General features: G+C 53.2%; 14 protein-coding genes. 10 read left to right on the top strand and 4 right to left on the bottom strand.

Annotation, left to right across the window (positions count from 1 at the left end; all coding sequences use genetic code 11):
* Positions 1–284: 284 nt before the first annotated feature.
* Complete coding sequence (gene sapB, locus J8X26_RS25225) at positions 285–1,250, bottom strand: putrescine export ABC transporter permease SapB (RefSeq protein ID WP_152325752.1); 966 nt, start codon at positions 1,248–1,250, stop codon at positions 285–287.
* Entirely contained in the window at positions 1,247–2,911 is a 1,665-nt protein-coding gene (gene sapA / locus J8X26_RS25220; RefSeq protein WP_152325753.1) for an ABC transporter substrate-binding protein SapA, read from the bottom strand. Before sapA ends, sapB begins: the two co-directional genes overlap by 4 nt.
* Positions 2,912–3,132: 221 nt before the next feature.
* Here sapA and zigA point away from each other — a divergent pair, with 221 nt between their 5' ends.
* A complete protein-coding gene (gene zigA / locus J8X26_RS25215; RefSeq protein WP_208952323.1) occupies positions 3,133–4,320 on the top strand; it encodes a zinc metallochaperone GTPase ZigA in 1,188 nt (395 codons plus the stop codon).
* 225 nt (positions 4,321–4,545) lie between these two features.
* Here zigA and pspF read toward each other — a convergent pair whose 3' ends face one another.
* Positions 4,546–5,550 carry a phage shock protein operon transcriptional activator gene (gene pspF, locus J8X26_RS25210; RefSeq protein WP_208952322.1) on the bottom strand — a complete coding sequence of 335 codons (1,005 nt, stop codon included), beginning with the start codon at positions 5,548–5,550 and terminating at the stop codon, positions 4,546–4,548.
* A gap of 234 nt (positions 5,551–5,784) precedes the next feature.
* Between pspF and pspA the strand changes: the two genes are divergently transcribed.
* The 6 genes from pspA to J8X26_RS25180 all read left to right on the top strand — a co-directional run bounded on the left by pspA (position 5,785) and on the right by J8X26_RS25180 (position 9,893).
* Positions 5,785–6,456, top strand: a complete 672-nt coding sequence (gene pspA / locus J8X26_RS25205; RefSeq protein WP_152325756.1) for a phage shock protein PspA — start codon at positions 5,785–5,787, stop codon at positions 6,454–6,456.
* Positions 6,457–6,536: 80 nt separating this feature from the next.
* Positions 6,537–6,764 carry an envelope stress response membrane protein PspB gene (gene pspB, locus J8X26_RS25200; protein ID WP_152325757.1) on the top strand — a complete coding sequence of 76 codons (228 nt, stop codon included), beginning with the start codon at positions 6,537–6,539 and terminating at the stop codon, positions 6,762–6,764.
* Complete coding sequence (gene pspC, locus J8X26_RS25195; protein ID WP_152325758.1) at positions 6,764–7,123, top strand: envelope stress response membrane protein PspC; 360 nt, start codon at positions 6,764–6,766, stop codon at positions 7,121–7,123. Before pspB ends, pspC begins: the two co-directional genes overlap by 1 nt.
* Before the next feature lie 82 nt (positions 7,124–7,205).
* The gene (locus J8X26_RS25190) at positions 7,206–7,457 is read left to right on the top strand and encodes a phage shock protein PspD (RefSeq protein ID WP_152325759.1); all 252 of its coding nucleotides are present in this window, start codon (positions 7,206–7,208) and stop codon (positions 7,455–7,457) included.
* Entirely contained in the window at positions 7,432–8,829 is a 1,398-nt protein-coding gene (locus tag J8X26_RS25185) for a YcjX family protein (protein WP_208952321.1), read from the top strand. The genes J8X26_RS25190 and J8X26_RS25185 overlap by 26 nt, the downstream gene beginning before the upstream one ends.
* On the top strand, positions 8,826–9,893 hold the full coding sequence (locus J8X26_RS25180; RefSeq protein WP_152325761.1) for a YcjF family protein: 1,068 nt from the start codon (positions 8,826–8,828) through the stop codon (positions 9,891–9,893). The genes J8X26_RS25185 and J8X26_RS25180 overlap by 4 nt, the downstream gene beginning before the upstream one ends.
* Positions 9,894–9,985: 92 nt before the next feature.
* Here the strand turns inward: J8X26_RS25180 and J8X26_RS25175 are convergent, their stop codons facing one another.
* A complete protein-coding gene (locus J8X26_RS25175) occupies positions 9,986–10,147 on the bottom strand; it encodes a chemotaxis protein (protein ID WP_244370854.1) in 162 nt (53 codons plus the stop codon).
* Positions 10,148–10,600: 453 nt separating this feature from the next.
* Here J8X26_RS25175 and J8X26_RS25170 point away from each other — a divergent pair, with 453 nt between their 5' ends.
* The 3 genes from J8X26_RS25170 (at position 10,601) to hemB (ending at position 15,160) form a co-directional block, all read left to right on the top strand.
* Positions 10,601–11,887: an HlyD family secretion protein gene (locus J8X26_RS25170; RefSeq protein WP_152325762.1), complete on the top strand. Its 1,287-nt coding sequence runs from the start codon at positions 10,601–10,603 to the stop codon at positions 11,885–11,887.
* Positions 11,874–13,973, top strand: coding sequence for a peptidase domain-containing ABC transporter (locus tag J8X26_RS25165; protein ID WP_152325763.1), 2,100 nt, complete (start codon positions 11,874–11,876; stop codon positions 13,971–13,973). The genes J8X26_RS25170 and J8X26_RS25165 overlap by 14 nt, the downstream gene beginning before the upstream one ends.
* A gap of 212 nt (positions 13,974–14,185) precedes the next feature.
* Positions 14,186–15,160, top strand: a complete 975-nt coding sequence (hemB, locus tag J8X26_RS25160) for a porphobilinogen synthase (protein WP_208952320.1) — start codon at positions 14,186–14,188, stop codon at positions 15,158–15,160.
* Positions 15,161–15,176 lie beyond the last annotated feature (16 nt).

The raw sequence follows: 15,176 nt of genomic DNA, 5'->3' as shown, positions 1-15,176 counted from the left end.
GAAAGATGTTTTGAGAATTACGAACTCACCGAAGGCGCTATGTGCCGTTTGAAAGTCAGTCAGCAAGCGCATGCCGCCGAACTCGTCTTTGTTTTTCATATGATGATCGCTCATGCAAATATACTGTGTATGTATACAGTATATCCACATGAGGAATTGGTCAAAGAATTATGCTGGATTCACAAATACACTGTGTACATGAATGTGTGTTTTAATGCATGATTTAGGTATGAATATTATTCAATAAATTGATTTAATTGATATTAATTTAAATTCAGCATCACCTATCGAAGGGCATACCATTCCTTATGTTTCAATGGGTTCATCAGGGCACCGAGAATGTCTGAAAGCACGTTGACGACTATCACCAGTGAGCCTACCACCATCACACCGGCGGAAATCGCGGCATAATCTTGCTGGCGGATCGCGTTTATCAGCCAGCGGCCAATGCCCGGCCAGTTAAAGACCACCTCCGTAATCATCGCCAGCGTCAGCATGGTGGAAAATTGCAGACCCAGTTTTGGGATAATCGGCGGCAGCGCATTGTGTAAAACATGACGACGGATAATGGTAAAGCGCGACAGCCCGCGGGTTGCAGCGGCTTTCACGTAGTTTTTCGCCAGGACGTCATCAGTCGAAATCCGCATCAGGCGGATCACTTCAGTGGTCGGCGCAACGGCCAGCGCGGCAATCGGCAAAATCATATGGCGGATGGCGCTGATAATCATCTCGTGGCGATACGGCGAATGTGAAAGCCAGGCATCGACCAGCGTAAGGCCGGTCACGGTTTTCAACTGATACAGCAAATCAAGACGACCAGAAACCGGTAGCCAGCCGAGCTGTAAAGAGAAGAACAACATCAGCAGAACGGCCAGCCAGAAAACAGGGATCGAGAAACCGAGTAGCGCCAGGCTGCTGATCGCCACATCCGGCCATTTTCCGCGCATTACGCCCGCCAGAATCCCCAGAGGGATCCCGACGAACAGCGCCAGCGCAAAGGCCAGAACGCACAGTTCCATGGTGGCCGGGAAGACCGCTTTCAGCTGATAAGTAATGCTTTCGCCGTTGATGCTCGAGACGCCAAAATCAAACTGGCACAGCCCCATGAAATAAAAGCGATAGGCATCCCACAAAGACGCACCGCGCAGCGGTGCATTCGGCGTGAAATAGCTCAGGCTGAACGCTACCAGACTGAGGAAAAACAGCGTGACCAGCAGCAACAAAATGCGGCGTAACGTGAAGATAATCATGGTGCTTTCCTTCCTTCGTCATCACGGAAGACGCCTGCGAATGAAGAGTTGCCGAACGGACTCAGAACCAGCCCTTTGATGTCGTAACGGTAAGCCTGAAGACGCAGCGAGGAAGCCAGCGGCAGCACGGGTAATTCCTGCTCGAGGATTTTCTGAGCTTGCTGATAAAACTCAATGCGCTGCGAAAGCTGCTGCGACAACAGGCCCTGACGCAGCAATTCATCAAACGCCGGATCACACCAGTGAGCATAGTTGGTCTGCGAATGAATCGCTGCACAACTGAGCATCGGGCGGAAGAAACTGTCCGGGTCATTACTGTCCGTGGACCAGCCGGTCAGCGTCAGGTCATGGTTCATCTCCATCAGCTTGGCTTCCTGGAAACGGCCTTCAACCGGCACAATCGTCACTTTAATCCCAACCTGTGCTAAATCCGCCTGAATAAGTTCAGCGGTTTTCAGCGGGCTCGGGTTAAACGACTGCGACGCCGTCGGTACCCACAGATGCAGATTCAGTTTCTCCTGTCCGAGATCTTTGAGGATTTGCCTGGCTTTAGCCGGATTGTATTCCGTCACCTGCGCATTGCTGTCATACGCCCACGAGGCGCGCGGCAAGATTGACGCCGCTGTTTCTGCCGTGCCGTAATAAATTGACTGCATCAGACGCTGGTTATTAATAGAAAGCGCAACGGCCCGACGGATACGTGGATCGTTGAGCGGCGCTTTATTGGTATTAAACGCCAGATAGGCGACGTTCATTCCCGGACGCAGGGAAAGGCGCAGACGCGGATCTTCACGCAAAATCGACAGCTGGCTGGCCGCCGGATACGCCAGAACATCACACTCACCAGTGAGCAATTTAGACAAACGTCCGGTACCGCCGACGCCCATGTCGATCACCACCTGCGCCATGCGCGGCGTGCCTTTCCAGTATTGTCCGTTGCGTTCAAGACGCACGTACTGGCCGGTGCGGTATTCGCCCAACTGGAACGGGCCGGTGCCGACAGGCTGACGGTCTATTTCTTCTTCATTGCCTGATTTCGTCAGACTGGCCGCATATTCAGCGGAAAGTACCGGTGCGTAATGGGTCGCCAGATGCCAGAGGAAAGAGGCATCGGGATTGTTCAGGCGAAACTCGACTGTGTAGTCATCGAGCTTTTTGATGCTCTTCACCGTTTTGGCAAACTGCAAACTGTCGAAATACGGATACTCTTCGCCGTTAACGCCGTGGAAATGATTATTCGGATCAATGATGCGCTGGAAGCTGAACACCACGTCATCGGCGTTCATTTTACGTGAAGGTACAAATCCGCTGGTTTTCTGAAAAGGTACATCTTTGCGCAGATGGAAACGGTAGGTTGCGCCGTCGTCGAGCACTTCCCAGCTTTGCGCCAGTTCAGGGATCAGGCGATAGGTATACGGGTCAACGTCCAGCAGACGGTCGTAAAGCTGTGCAGCGAGCGTATCAATAATCAGCCCGCTGCTGGCTTTTTGCGGATTGAAGGTATTGACCATGCCGTTGACGCAATAGACAAAGCCGCTCTGGCGAATATCTTTGACTGGCGCGCTGGCCACCGTCGGGCTGGCATGTGTTGGAGCAGTCTCAGCAAAAACTGCTGTGGACAAACTGCTCAGTAAAAGCATCCACAAAGTTAGACGACGCATAAAGGCTTCAAAGTTAAGGTGCAATGTCTCAAGTGTACCGTACTCTGCGAGGTACCCCAATCCATTGCACAAAACAGGGTGAAATCCTGCGGCACTTGGCGCAGATTTTATCCGTTCTTCCAGAAAACCCTTGAAATCGCGCTGACATTGTTATGTTATATTATAACAATAATCGCAGGCGAAGTATTTTGCCTGCGCGGTCTTCTGATTCGAGGTTAACTATGTCTTTACTGCCCGTCACCGTGCTTTCCGGCTTTCTGGGCGCGGGGAAAACTACCGTGCTGAACCACATTCTCAACAACCGTGAGGGCATGCGCGTAGCGGTGATCGTCAATGATATGAGCGAAGTAAATATTGATGCGGCACTGGTCGCTAACGAAATTACGCTCGACCGCCAGCAGGAAAAACTGGTGGAAATGAGCAACGGCTGCATCTGCTGCACGTTGCGGGAAGATTTACTGATCTCCGTGCGCGAACTGGCGCAGGCGGGGCGGTTTGATTATCTGCTGATTGAATCGAGCGGGATCTCAGAGCCGCTGCCGGTGGCGGAAACCTTTACGTTTGAAGATGAAAACGGCGAAAGCCTTTCACAATTTGCGCGGTTGGATACGCTGGTCACCGTCGTGGATGGCGTCAATTTTATGCAGCAATATCAGGAAGCCCGCAGCGTTCAGGAGGCGGGTGAAAGTCTGGGCGAGGATGACGCGCGCAGCGTGACTGATCTCCTGATTGACCAGATTGAATTTTGTAACGTCTTACTGGTAAGCAAAACGGATCTGCTCGACAGCCATCAGCAGCGTGAAGTGATTGCGTTACTGAAAAGCCTGAACCCGGAAGCGCAAATCATCCCTATATCACCAGGCAGTTTGCCGCTGGAAAATGTGCTCAATACCGGTCTTTTTGATTTTGCCAAAGCGCAGCAGGCTCCGGGCTGGCTGAAGGAACTGCGTGGTGAACATACGCCGGAAACCGAGGAATACGGCATCAGCAGTTTTGTGTACACCGCGCGCCGGCCGTTTGATCCGGATAAATTTTATCGCGTGGTACACGGCGACTGGGGCGGCGGGACCCTGCTGCGGTCGAAAGGTTTTTTCTGGCTGGCGACGCGTCCGCGTTTCGCCGGGCAGTGGAGCCAGGCGGGCGGGATCGCGCGTTATGGCATGGCGGGGATTTTCTGGCGCGCATTGCCCGAAAATGACTGGCCGCAGGATGAAGAAACCCGCCAGCAAATCATGGAAAAGTGGGTTGAGCCGTTTGGCGATATGCGTCAGGAGTTGGTATTCATCGGCCAGCATCTGGATAAAGAAGAGATTATTCACCGGCTGGATGCATGTCTGCTGAGCGAGCAGCAAATGGCCGAAGGGATCGACAGCTGGATCGCGATGGCCGATCCTTTCCCGGAATGGTAGTCCGTAATGACGATAAGGTTGTTCAAAAAGTAGCCGTAAAAACAGTGTGGTAATGAGAAATATTCTCAACAAAACACTTTACAGACGATACTGAGAACCATTATCATTCTTTTCACCGGACGAGAGGTGCCCCGCCAGGGGCGTTAATCGCGAGGTACGACATTGCTCACATTGCTTCCAGTATTACTTAGCCAGCTCGGGTGCTGGCTTTTTTTTGCCTGTTATTCAGTCACTTTCCTGCGTATTCACCTGTATCCCGTGCTTTTTCAACATTCCGCGTAACTGATGATACGTCACGTTAAGCAGCTCAGCGGCCTTGCGCTGGTTGAAACGCGCCTGCCGCAACGCCTGTTCAATCAGATTTTTTTCCTGACCGGTGACCCACTGTTTTAAATCCAGCGGCAATGCTGGTAACGAAATACTCTCATGCGGTTCCTCCGGTGCGGAATACGCTGCCCGCTGAGCAAACGGATTCAGAATAATGTTATCCAGCGGAAAATCGCTGGTGCCGTGCCGGTACATCGAACGCTCCACGACGTTTTTCAGTTCGCGGATATTGCCCGGCCAGCGATAGCGCATCAGCGTTTCGCGGGCATGTTCGGTAAAACCGGGGAACAGCGGCAGAGAAAGTTCGCGGCACATCTGGATGGCAAAATGCTCAGCCAGCAACATGATGTCCTGCTGGCGCTCACGCAGCGGCGGAAGCTGAACGACGTCAAACGCCAGGCGGTCAAGCAAATCCGCGCGGAATTTTCCGGCGGCGGCCAGTGCCGGAAGATCATCATTCGTCGCACATACCAGCCGCACATCGACCTGTAACGGCTGGCTGCCGCCGACGCGTTCCAGATGTCCGTATTCGATCACGCGTAATAATTTTTCCTGCACCAGCATCGGCGCGGTCGCCAGTTCATCGAGAAACAACGTTCCGCCGTCCGCGCGTTCAAAGCGTCCGAGATGACGTTTCTGCGCGCCGGTAAACGCGCCCGCTTCATGGCCGAACAGTTCGGAATCCAGCAGGTTTTCATTGAGCGCCGCACAGTTGAGCGAAATGAACGGCCCCTGCCAGCGCGGCGACAGATAATGCAGACGGTGCGCAATCAGCTCTTTACCACTGCCGCGTTCACCGGTCACCAGTACCGGCTTATTCAGTTTCGCCAGCTGCGAAACCTGTTCCAGCACCTCAATAAAGGCGTTGGCTTCACCGAGCAAATTGTCTGTGTTATCCGTCATTTGGCATTCCTTGTGTGGTGAAACACACTAACTCTTAGTGAAATTACTCATCTCGAAAAATAAGCATAGCAGAGACGAAGATAAAAAATTCAATTTATTCATGCAGATAATGATTTTAAAAAGTTGGCACGGATCCTGATATAGGTTTATCGCCGCAGTTGAAAAATTTTCCTGCGGATTTGACCGGTAATCATTTGGCCGGAAACCAAACAGAAACAAAGAGGAATTTCGATTATGGGTATTTTTTCTCGCTTCGCTGACATCATTAACGCCAACATCAACACCTTGCTGGATAAAGCAGAAGATCCGCAAAAACTTGTTCGTCTGATGATTCAGGAAATGGAAGACACGCTGGTGGAACTGCGTTCAACCTCCGCCCGTGCGCTGGCAGAAAAGAAACAGCTGATCCGCCGCATTGATCAGGGTGAATCCCAGCAGATTGAATGGCAGGACAAAGCCGAACTGGCCCTGCGTAAAGACAAAGACGATCTGGCGCGTGCTGCGCTGATTGAGAAACAGAAATTGACCGAGCTGGTGGCGACGCTGAAGAACGAAGTGACCGTCGTAGAAGAAACGCTGGATCGCATGAAGTCCGAAATTGGTGAACTGGAAAGCAAACTGACTGAAACCCGTGCCCGCCAGCAGGCGCTGACGTTGCGTCACCAGGCGGCAGCCTCTTCGCGTGACGTTCGTCGTCAGCTCGACAGCGGTAAAATTGATGAAGCGATGGCGCGTTTTGAGCAGTTCGAACGCCGCATTGATCATATGGAAGCAGAAGCGGAAAGCGTCAGTATTGGCAAAAAGAAATCGCTGGATCAGCAGTTTGCTGAGCTGAAAGCCGACGATGAAATCAGTGCGCAAATTGCTGCCCTGAAAGCCAAAATGAACGGTAATCAGGACGCGTAATTTTCCGGTAAACCTGCCTGTCCGCAGGCAGGTTGCGGAGTTCCTGCACCCATAAGACTCATCAGAATTAAGGATAAATAATGAGCTTCCTGTTTTTAGCAATTCCGCTGACTATTTTTGTTTTATTTGTGGCCCCTGTCTGGTTGTGGCTTCACTACAGCAATCGCCAGCAAAATGGCAGTCAGCTCAGTCAGCATGAGATACAAAATCTCACCAGCCTGACGCATGAAGCGCAACGCATGCGCGAACGTATTCAGGCGCTGGAAGAAATTCTCGATGCCGAACATCCCGGCTGGAGGAATTCATAATGGCGAACCGAATGTCTGAACGAAAACTCTACCGCGTGCCGGAAGAGGGCGTGATAAAAGGCGTTCTGGCCGGGCTGGCGCACTATCTGGGCGTACCGGTAAAACTGCTGAGGATTATGGCGGTATTGTCTGTGTTTTTCGGCTTATTCATGTTCACTTTTGTGGCGTACGTGATCCTCAGCTATGTGTTGGATCCGATGCCTGCCAGTGAATTTGAAGGCGAGAATGCGCCTTCTCCGCGTAACCTGCTGGAAGAAGCTGACCGCGAACTGAAAGCCAGCGAACAGCGTTTGCGACAGGTTGAGCGTTACGTGACCTCGGAAACCTTCGGCGTACGCAGCCGTTTCCGCCAGCTCTAATTTTCTCTTCACCGCTTTACCTCTGCTGCCGGACATTGTTCCGGCTGCTTTTTCCCTCTCACGTCCCGCTTAAGGAATCTTTATGACCCGTTACCTGAATTCCTCGCTGCCGGGTAAGCGCAGCCTGTTTTCAAAAATTTTCAGCGTTATCATTACGCTGGCGCTGACGTTCGGTCCTGCCGGGCTGGCAGCGCGTGTGCTGGGCGTGGTGGGAAAAGGGCCACTCCGGTATGTTTTAGCACTATTATTAGAACCGTTATTCAAACGTATTCTTACCGCGCTGTTTGGGCGCTACGCCAGGGAGAGCAATGAAAAGACTACAAAACGACTTTAATTCACTGATCAATCGCGGCATGGACAGGCATCTGCGGCTGGCTGTTACCGGATTAAGCCGCAGCGGTAAAACCGCTTTCATCACCGCCTTCGTTAACCAGCTTTTACATATGCACAGCGGCGCACGTTTACCGCTGTTTTCGGCTGCCCGCGAGGAGCGGCTGCTTGGCGTGAAACGCGTCCCGCAGCGGGATCTGGGTGTGTCGCGCTTTGCTTATGACCAAGGGCTGGCAGCACTTTACGGTACGCCGCCTGCATGGCCAACGCCGACCCGTGGCGTCAGCGAAATCCGGCTGGCGCTGCGTTATCGCTCCAACGATTCCCTGCTTCGCCACTTCAAAGACACCTCGACGCTGTATCTGGAAATTGTCGATTATCCGGGCGAATGGCTGCTGGATTTGCCGATGCTGGAGCAAAATTATCTCGACTGGTCACGCCAGATGGCGGGGCTGTTGCAGGGTGATCGCGCACAATGGGCGAAGCCGTGGCTCGAACTGTGCCAGCAATGCGACCCGCTGGCATCTGCCGATGAAAATCTGCTGGGCGCGATTGCGCAGGCGTATACCGATTACCTGATCCGCTGCAAAACCGAAGGCTTGCACTTTATCCAGCCGGGGCGTTTTGTTTTGCCGGGGGATTTAGCCGGCGCGCCCGCATTGCAGTTTTTCCCGTGGCCGGAAATGCATCAGTACAGCGACGCACAGCTGGTGCAGGCGGATAAAAATAGCAATCTCGGCATGCTGCGCGCGCGGTTTGATTATTACTGCCAGAACATCGTGAAAGGTTTTTATAAAGATCACTTTGTGAAATTTGACCGTCAGATCGTGCTGGTGGATTGCCTGCAACCGCTTAACAGCGGGCCGCAGGCGTTCAACGATATGCGCCTCGCACTGACGCAACTGATGCAAAGTTTCCACTACGGCAAACGTACGCTGTTCCGCCGCCTGTTTAATCCGTGCATCGACAAACTGATGTTTGCGGCCACCAAAGCCGACCACATTACCGGCGATCAGCATGCGAACCTGGTGTCGCTGTTGCAGCAACTGGTGCAGGAAGCCTGGCAAAATGCGGCCTTCGAAGGCATCAGCATGGATTGCGCCGGGCTGGCCTCCGTTCAGGCGACAGAAACCGGCAGGGTGGAATATCAGGGGCAAAGTTTGCCAGCGCTGAAAGGCCAACGCTTGCAGGATGGCGCGCCGCTGACGGTGTTTCCCGGCGAAGTGCCTGCGCGTTTGCCGGGCGCGGCGTTCTGGCAAAAACAGGGGTTTCATTTTGACGAGTTTCGTCCGCGCGAAATGAGCGTGGACACGCCGTTGCCGCACATCCGTCTGGATGCGGTAATGGAGTTTTTACTGGGAGATAAAATGCGATGAGCGAACCGATAAAACCGCGTATCGATTTTGAAACGGAATTAAAAGCGCCTGCAGATCCGGTGATCAGACCGGCGCTGACCTTTGACGAAATGATTTCAGAACGCTTTACTCCGGTGACCGTCGAAACCGACGAACAGCAGGAAGAGGGCGAAGCCGAAGCCGTACTCAGCCGTGCGCTCAAACCGCGCCGCAGTTTATGGGGCAAAATTGTACGTCTTGGCGTTGCGGTGCTGGGCATCAGCGTGGTCGCGCAGGGCGTGCAATGGGTGCATCAGGCGTGGGTTCAGCAGGATTGGGTGGCGCTCGGTGCCTGCACGGCGGGCGGCCTGATTATCGTCGCCGGTGTTGGATCCGTGGCGACTGAATGGCGTCGCCTGTATCGTCTGCGTCAGCGTGCCGATGAGCGCGATGAGGCGCGTGAATTGATGCACAGCCACGGAACAGGAAAGGGGCGGGCGTTTTGCGAAAAACTGGCGGCACAAGCCGGGCTCGATAACAGCCATCCGGCGCTGCAACGCTGGCAGGCGTCACTGCACGAAACGCAAAATGACCGCGAAGTGGTCGAGCTTTATGCCCGTCTGGTTCAGCCGGTACTCGACGCACAGGCGCGTCGCGAAATCAGCCATTCGGCGGCCGAATCTGCGCTGATGATTGCCGTCAGCCCGCTGGCGCTGGTCGATATGGCCTTTATCGCCTGGCGCAACCTGCGTCTGGTCAACCGCATCGCCGTGCTTTATGGCATTGAGCTTGGCTATTACAGCCGCATTCGCCTGTTCCGTCTGGTGCTGCTGAATATGGCTTTTGCCGGTGCGTCCGAACTGGTACGCGAAGTGGGGATGGACTGGATGTCGCAGGATCTGGCGGCGCGGCTTTCTGCCCGTGCTGCACAGGGCATCGGTGCCGGATTGCTCACTGCACGTCTGGGTATCAAAACCATGGAGCTCTGCCGTCCGCTGCCGTGGCTTGAAGGCGATAAACCCAAACTGGGTGATTTTCGCAAAGAACTTATCGGCAAGCTGAAAAACAGCATGGTGAAGAGCGATAAAACCAAAGCGGGCGTTTGATTGTCCGTGGATATAAAGATTTCCTGCTGATATAAAAAAGCCCCGCGTGAGCGGGGCTTGTATTACTCTGAATAACCTTTAAAGACTGAAAACTAGGTCGTCAGATAGTTCTGTGCTTTAGCAAGACCATCGGAAATTTGTGAATACGCTTTGTTCACCGCATTACTGGTGTCACTTACCGCGTCCTGACCAAAGCTTGATAGGCGATCGGCAACTTTATTCACATCTTCCGACCAACCCGCACCATTAACCATTTCAATATCATGTTCTGTTAATTATTTCATCTTAGGCCTTCCTTTTAATCTGTTAAAGCAAGTCCCCTTAAAAACCGGGGGCGATGAAAACATTGAGTAATGCTATGGAGATAATTTCTACGCAATGTCTTCACGGGGATTAAGCCTAGAGCACTGGCGGCGGAATTTGACTAGGAATAATCTCCTAAGTGGAATATTATACGCAACTCATTGTTTCTATATATAAAAAATACTTTATAAAATCTGATTTATTAATTTCACGTATAAAAATAATCGAATAACTCCGGGTGAATAATGCCTGTGACAAAAAGTTATTTAATATTACGGCGTAACTGTCTCTGTGCGTTAATACCTCCGGGCGATGTTTCAGAGTAATCGCGGTGGCAGGAGGCTTTCAGGCTGCTATCTTTCAACGATTCTGTTTTTACAGCCTGTGCTTCCGGAACCAAAAATATGCTCTTTCGCAAAGAGGTCAATGAACATCAGCAAAACCACTGGACGGGTAAAGCATTATTACTCGCTGGCTGGCCGTTATGGATTGTGACCTCGCTGACCACTCTTTTTCTTATTTCTTTACTGATATTCCTAATCTTCACTAATTACACCCGGCGTATAAACGTCAGCGGTGAAATTATCACTCAGCCGCACAGCATTAATTTGTTCAGCCCGGAACAGGGGGTGATCACTAAACTGTATGTCGATACCGGCAAGCCGGTGAAAAAGGGTCAGCCGCTGTATGAAATTGACGTCAGCCGCGTGACGCAGGCAGGCAATGTCAGTACCACCACGCTCGCCGCCATCAAAAAACAGCGTGAGCAAATTGACTCGATTGTCGCTCAGCTTGAGCACAATAAGCAGGAAACGCTGCAAAACCTGCAACAGCAGTTAGAGCAGTATGAGAAAGCGCATCAGGTTTCGCAGAGCATGGTCGATTCCGCGCAGGAAGGGCTGGATGCCATGAAAAAAAGCATGCAGAACTACGGCGCGTATCAGAAGAAAGGCCTCATCAATACCGACCAGCTGAATAACCAGCGCTACCTGTTTTACCAGCAGCAAACCTCGTTCCAGAGCCTGAACACTCAGGCGATTCAGGAAGCCTTGCAGATCACCAATCTGCGCAGCGAACTGGTGACGCGCGCCGCCGAGTTTGATAATCAGATTTCGCAGTACGGCTACCAGCGCAACGATCTGGAGCGTCAGCTGGCGCAGGCCGATGCGAAAGGTTCCCTGCTGATCACCGCGCCGACCTCCGGTAAAATCTCCTCGCTGAGCGTCACTCCCGGACAGATGGTGAATGCAGGCGACAGTCTGGCGCAGCTGGTGCCTGCCAGTAATTCTCCGTTCTTCCTCGTTGCCTGGTTGCCCAATGAAAGCGTGCCTTACGTCAAAGCCGGTGAGCACATCAATATCCGTTACGAAGCCTATCCGTTTGAAAAATATGGTCAGTTCCCCGGTAAGGTGGAATCGATCTCTTCTGCACCGGTTTCTGAGCAGGAACTGAATTCCTACGCCAGCGCGCCGCGTACGGCAAACGGCACGGTCAGCGGACCTTATTACAAAGTGATTGTTTCACTGGATAAAAAAGCGATGGACTGGCACGGCGAGACGCTGAACTTATCCAGCGGCATGAAAGCCGAATCAACCTTATTCCTGGAGAAAAGGCCGCTGTATCAGTGGATGTTGTCTCCGTATTACAGCATGAAGAAAAGCGTGGTGGGGCCAATTAATGAATCTCGATAACGTACGGGAGCTGGCTGACCGCCTGCACTTTAGCTGGCGCCACCGGGTGCCGCAGATTATACAAACAGAAGCCGCTGAATGCGGGCTGGCCAGTCTGGCGATGGTGTTTGGCTATCACGGAAAACATGTTGATTTGCAGAGTCTGCGTCAGCACTACGGCATTTCATCGCGGGGTGCGACGCTGCGCACGCTGATGGATATCGCCACGGCGAATGAGATGAAATCCCGCGCGCTGAAGCTCGATATTGACGAACTGAATGCGCTGAAAACGCCGTGTATTTTGCACTGGGATCTCAATCATTTCGTGGTACTGGTCGGCGTGAAGCAGGGCAAGGTGGTTATTCACGATCCGGCGTTTGGCCGTCGCTCGCTGGGCATGCGGGAGGTTTCCGAACACTTCACCGGCGTGGCGCTGGAGTTGTGGCCGGATAACGGTTTTACCTCTGAAAAACCGCGCGTACGGCTCGATTTGCGCAAAATGATGGGCAACGTCAGCGGGCTTATTCCGGCGCTGACCAAAATCTTCTGCCTGTCGCTGATGATCGAATCGGTCAATCTGTTGCTGCCGGTCGGCATGCAGCTGGTGATGGATCACGTGATCCCGGCGAAAGACCCGGATTTACTGACGCTGATTTGCCTCGGCTTGCTGTTCTTCATCATTTTCCGCACCGGCGTCAGTATGCTGCGCGCCTGGACCTCGCTGGTGATGAGTACGCTGATTGACGTGCAGTGGAAAGCGCGGCTGTTCGACCATCTGCTCAAACTGCCGCTCGATTATTTTGAAAAGCGCAAACTCGGCGACATTCAGTCACGCTTCACCTCGCTCGACACGCTGCGTACCACGCTGACCACCAACGTCGTCAACAGTATTATCGACGGTATTATGTCGGTCGGGCTGATCGTGATGATGGTGTTGTACGGCGGCTGGCTGATTTGGGTGATCCTCGGCTTTACGGCGATTTACGTGGTGTTCCGTCTGACAACCTATAACGCCTACCGCCAGGTGTCGGAAGAACAAATCGTTAAAGGTGCGCGTGCCGGCTCGCACTTTATGGAAACGCTTTACGGCATCAGCACGCTGAAGGCGCTCGGTTTATCGAAAGCCCGCGCCAATTTCTGGCTGAATCTGAACATTGATAACGCCAATGCGACGGTGCGCAAAACCAAATTTGAAATGATGTTTACCGGCGGTAATACGTTGATCGCCACGCTTGATCAGGTCGCGCTGCTATGGCTCGGTGCAACGCAGGTGATTGACGGGCATATGACGCTTGGGATGTTCGTCGCATTTAACACTTATCGCGGGCAGTTTTCCGAACGTGCGGCCAATCTGCTGAATATGATGTTGCAGTTGCGGATGTTGTCCCTGCATCGCGACCGTATCGCCGATATCGCACTGACGGAGACTGAAAAATCCCTGCCGGAACGTGAATTGCTGCGGGCGGGTGAGGCAGCGTCACTGGATGTGCGGGATCTGGTTTTCCAGTACGACAGCCTGTCCGCACCGCTGATTAACGGCCTGAATCTGTCGGTGGCGGCGGGGGAAAGCGTGGCCATCACCGGGCCGTCGGGGCAGGGCAAAACCACGCTGATGAAAATCATGACCGGTTTGCTGACGCCGACCGAAGGCCGCATTCTCATCAACGGAATGGATATCACCACCGCCGGGCTGAACAATTACCGCAGCTGCATCGCCTGTGTGTTACAGGATGATACGTTGTTCGCCGGTTCCATCGGCGAGAACATTGCCAGCTTTGATGAGCAGAAAGACGAAGCGCGGATTATCGACTGCGCCCGCCGTTGTAATATTCACGACGATATCGAACGTATGCCGATGGGCTATGAAACACTGATCAGCGAACTGGGCGGCAGCTTGTCCGGCGGGCAGAAACAGCGCTTGCTGATTGCCCGCGCGTTATACCGTCGTCCGGCGATCCTGTTCCTCGATGAAGCCACCAGCCATCTGGATCTGGACAACGAAATGCGCATCAACCAGGCGATCAGTGAACTGGATATTACGCGGATATTTATCGCGCACCGGCCATCGACGATTGCTTCAGCAGACAGGGAAATTAAGCTGGGATAACACGTTCCGGCGATCCCGAGAATTGGGATCGCCTTTCCAATAATGCCGCCTCTGTTACATCTCCTCACGGAAAGTTCATCATTTGTTTAAAAGTTATTATAAAATGCGGGCTTCATCGTCTGACGGCGCTGCATTGCCTCCTGCCGTCTGAACTGTCTGCGCTCCTGTTTCTAAAAAATATCAGCGCAACAGACTAATTTTTAGGAGTTTTCATGTCGAATCAGTTCCCGAGCTCACGCCTTCGCCGCCTGAGACAGTCCGAATCCCTGCGCACTCTCTTTCAGGAAACTGAATTTAGCGTCAACGATCTGGTACTGCCGATTTTCGTAGAAGAAGAGACCTCTGAATACGTACCGATCGAAGCCATGCCTGGTGTGCTGCGCATTCCTGAATCCCGCCTGGCGTTTGAAATCGAACGCTACGCCCGCGCCGGTATCCGCTCGGTCATGACGTTTGGCATCTCGCATCATATGGATGCCACCGGCAGCGACACCTGGAACGAAAACGGTCTGGTCGCCCGTATGGCGCGCATCTGTAAAGACACCGTGCCGGAAATGATCGTCATGTCCGACACCTGTTTCTGCGAATACACCTCGCACGGGCACTGCGGCGTGCTGCACGACCACGGCGTGGATAACGACGCCACGCTGATCAATCTCGGCAAACAGGCTGTGGTTGCCGCTGCCGCCGGTGCAGATTTCATTGCGCCATCCGCCGCACAGGACGGTCAGGTGCAGGCCATCCGCAGTGCGCTGGATGAAGCCGGATTTATTGACACCTCGATCATGGCGTATTCCACCAAGTTCGCATCCTCAATGTACGGGCCATTCCGTGAAGCGGGCGGCAGCGTGCTCAAAGGCAACCGCAAGCAGTATCAGATGAACCCGATGAACCGCCGTGAAGCCGTGCGTGAGTCGCTGATGGATGAGCAGGAAGGGGCGGATGCGCTGATGGTGAAACCCGCTGGCGCGTATCTGGATGTGATCCGCGATATCCGCGAGGCTTCCCGCCTGCCACTGGCGGCGTATCAGGTCAGCGGCGAATACGCGATGATCAAGTTCGCGGCTCAGGCCGGTGCCATCGACGAACGCGCCGTGGTGCGTGAAAGCCTGGGCGCGATTAAACGTGCAGGCGCAGATATTATTCTGACGTACTTTGCGATGGATATTGCCGGGCAGGGGCTGTAATTTCTGCTCCCGCTGC

It is taken from the genome of Rahnella sp. ChDrAdgB13 (assembly GCF_017655185.1).
Classification (GTDB): Bacteria; Pseudomonadota; Gammaproteobacteria; order Enterobacterales; family Enterobacteriaceae; genus Rahnella; species Rahnella contaminans.
This window is presented reverse-complemented; position numbering and strand designations above follow the sequence as displayed.

Excerpts from the sequence above, each read along its gene's own strand:
- sapB (WP_152325752.1), bottom strand. The coding sequence starts at position 1,250 with ATGATTATCTTCACGTTACGCCGCATTTTGTTGCTGCTGGTCACGCTG.
- sapA (WP_152325753.1), bottom strand. The coding sequence starts at position 2,911 with ATGCGTCGTCTAACTTTGTGGATGCTTTTACTGAGCAGTTTGTCCACA.
- zigA (WP_208952323.1), top strand. The coding sequence starts at position 3,133 with ATGTCTTTACTGCCCGTCACCGTGCTTTCCGGCTTTCTGGGCGCGGGG.
- pspF (WP_208952322.1), bottom strand. The coding sequence starts at position 5,550 with ATGACGGATAACACAGACAATTTGCTCGGTGAAGCCAACGCCTTTATT.
- pspA (WP_152325756.1), top strand. The coding sequence starts at position 5,785 with ATGGGTATTTTTTCTCGCTTCGCTGACATCATTAACGCCAACATCAAC.
- pspB (WP_152325757.1), top strand. The coding sequence starts at position 6,537 with ATGAGCTTCCTGTTTTTAGCAATTCCGCTGACTATTTTTGTTTTATTT.
- pspC (WP_152325758.1), top strand. The coding sequence starts at position 6,764 with ATGGCGAACCGAATGTCTGAACGAAAACTCTACCGCGTGCCGGAAGAG.
- J8X26_RS25190 (WP_152325759.1), top strand. The coding sequence starts at position 7,206 with ATGACCCGTTACCTGAATTCCTCGCTGCCGGGTAAGCGCAGCCTGTTT.
- J8X26_RS25185 (WP_208952321.1), top strand. The coding sequence starts at position 7,432 with ATGAAAAGACTACAAAACGACTTTAATTCACTGATCAATCGCGGCATG.
- J8X26_RS25180 (WP_152325761.1), top strand. The coding sequence starts at position 8,826 with ATGAGCGAACCGATAAAACCGCGTATCGATTTTGAAACGGAATTAAAA.
- J8X26_RS25175 (WP_244370854.1), bottom strand. The coding sequence starts at position 10,147 with ATGGTTAATGGTGCGGGTTGGTCGGAAGATGTGAATAAAGTTGCCGAT.
- J8X26_RS25170 (WP_152325762.1), top strand. The coding sequence starts at position 10,601 with ATGCTCTTTCGCAAAGAGGTCAATGAACATCAGCAAAACCACTGGACG.
- J8X26_RS25165 (WP_152325763.1), top strand. The coding sequence starts at position 11,874 with ATGAATCTCGATAACGTACGGGAGCTGGCTGACCGCCTGCACTTTAGC.
- hemB (WP_208952320.1), top strand. The coding sequence starts at position 14,186 with ATGTCGAATCAGTTCCCGAGCTCACGCCTTCGCCGCCTGAGACAGTCC.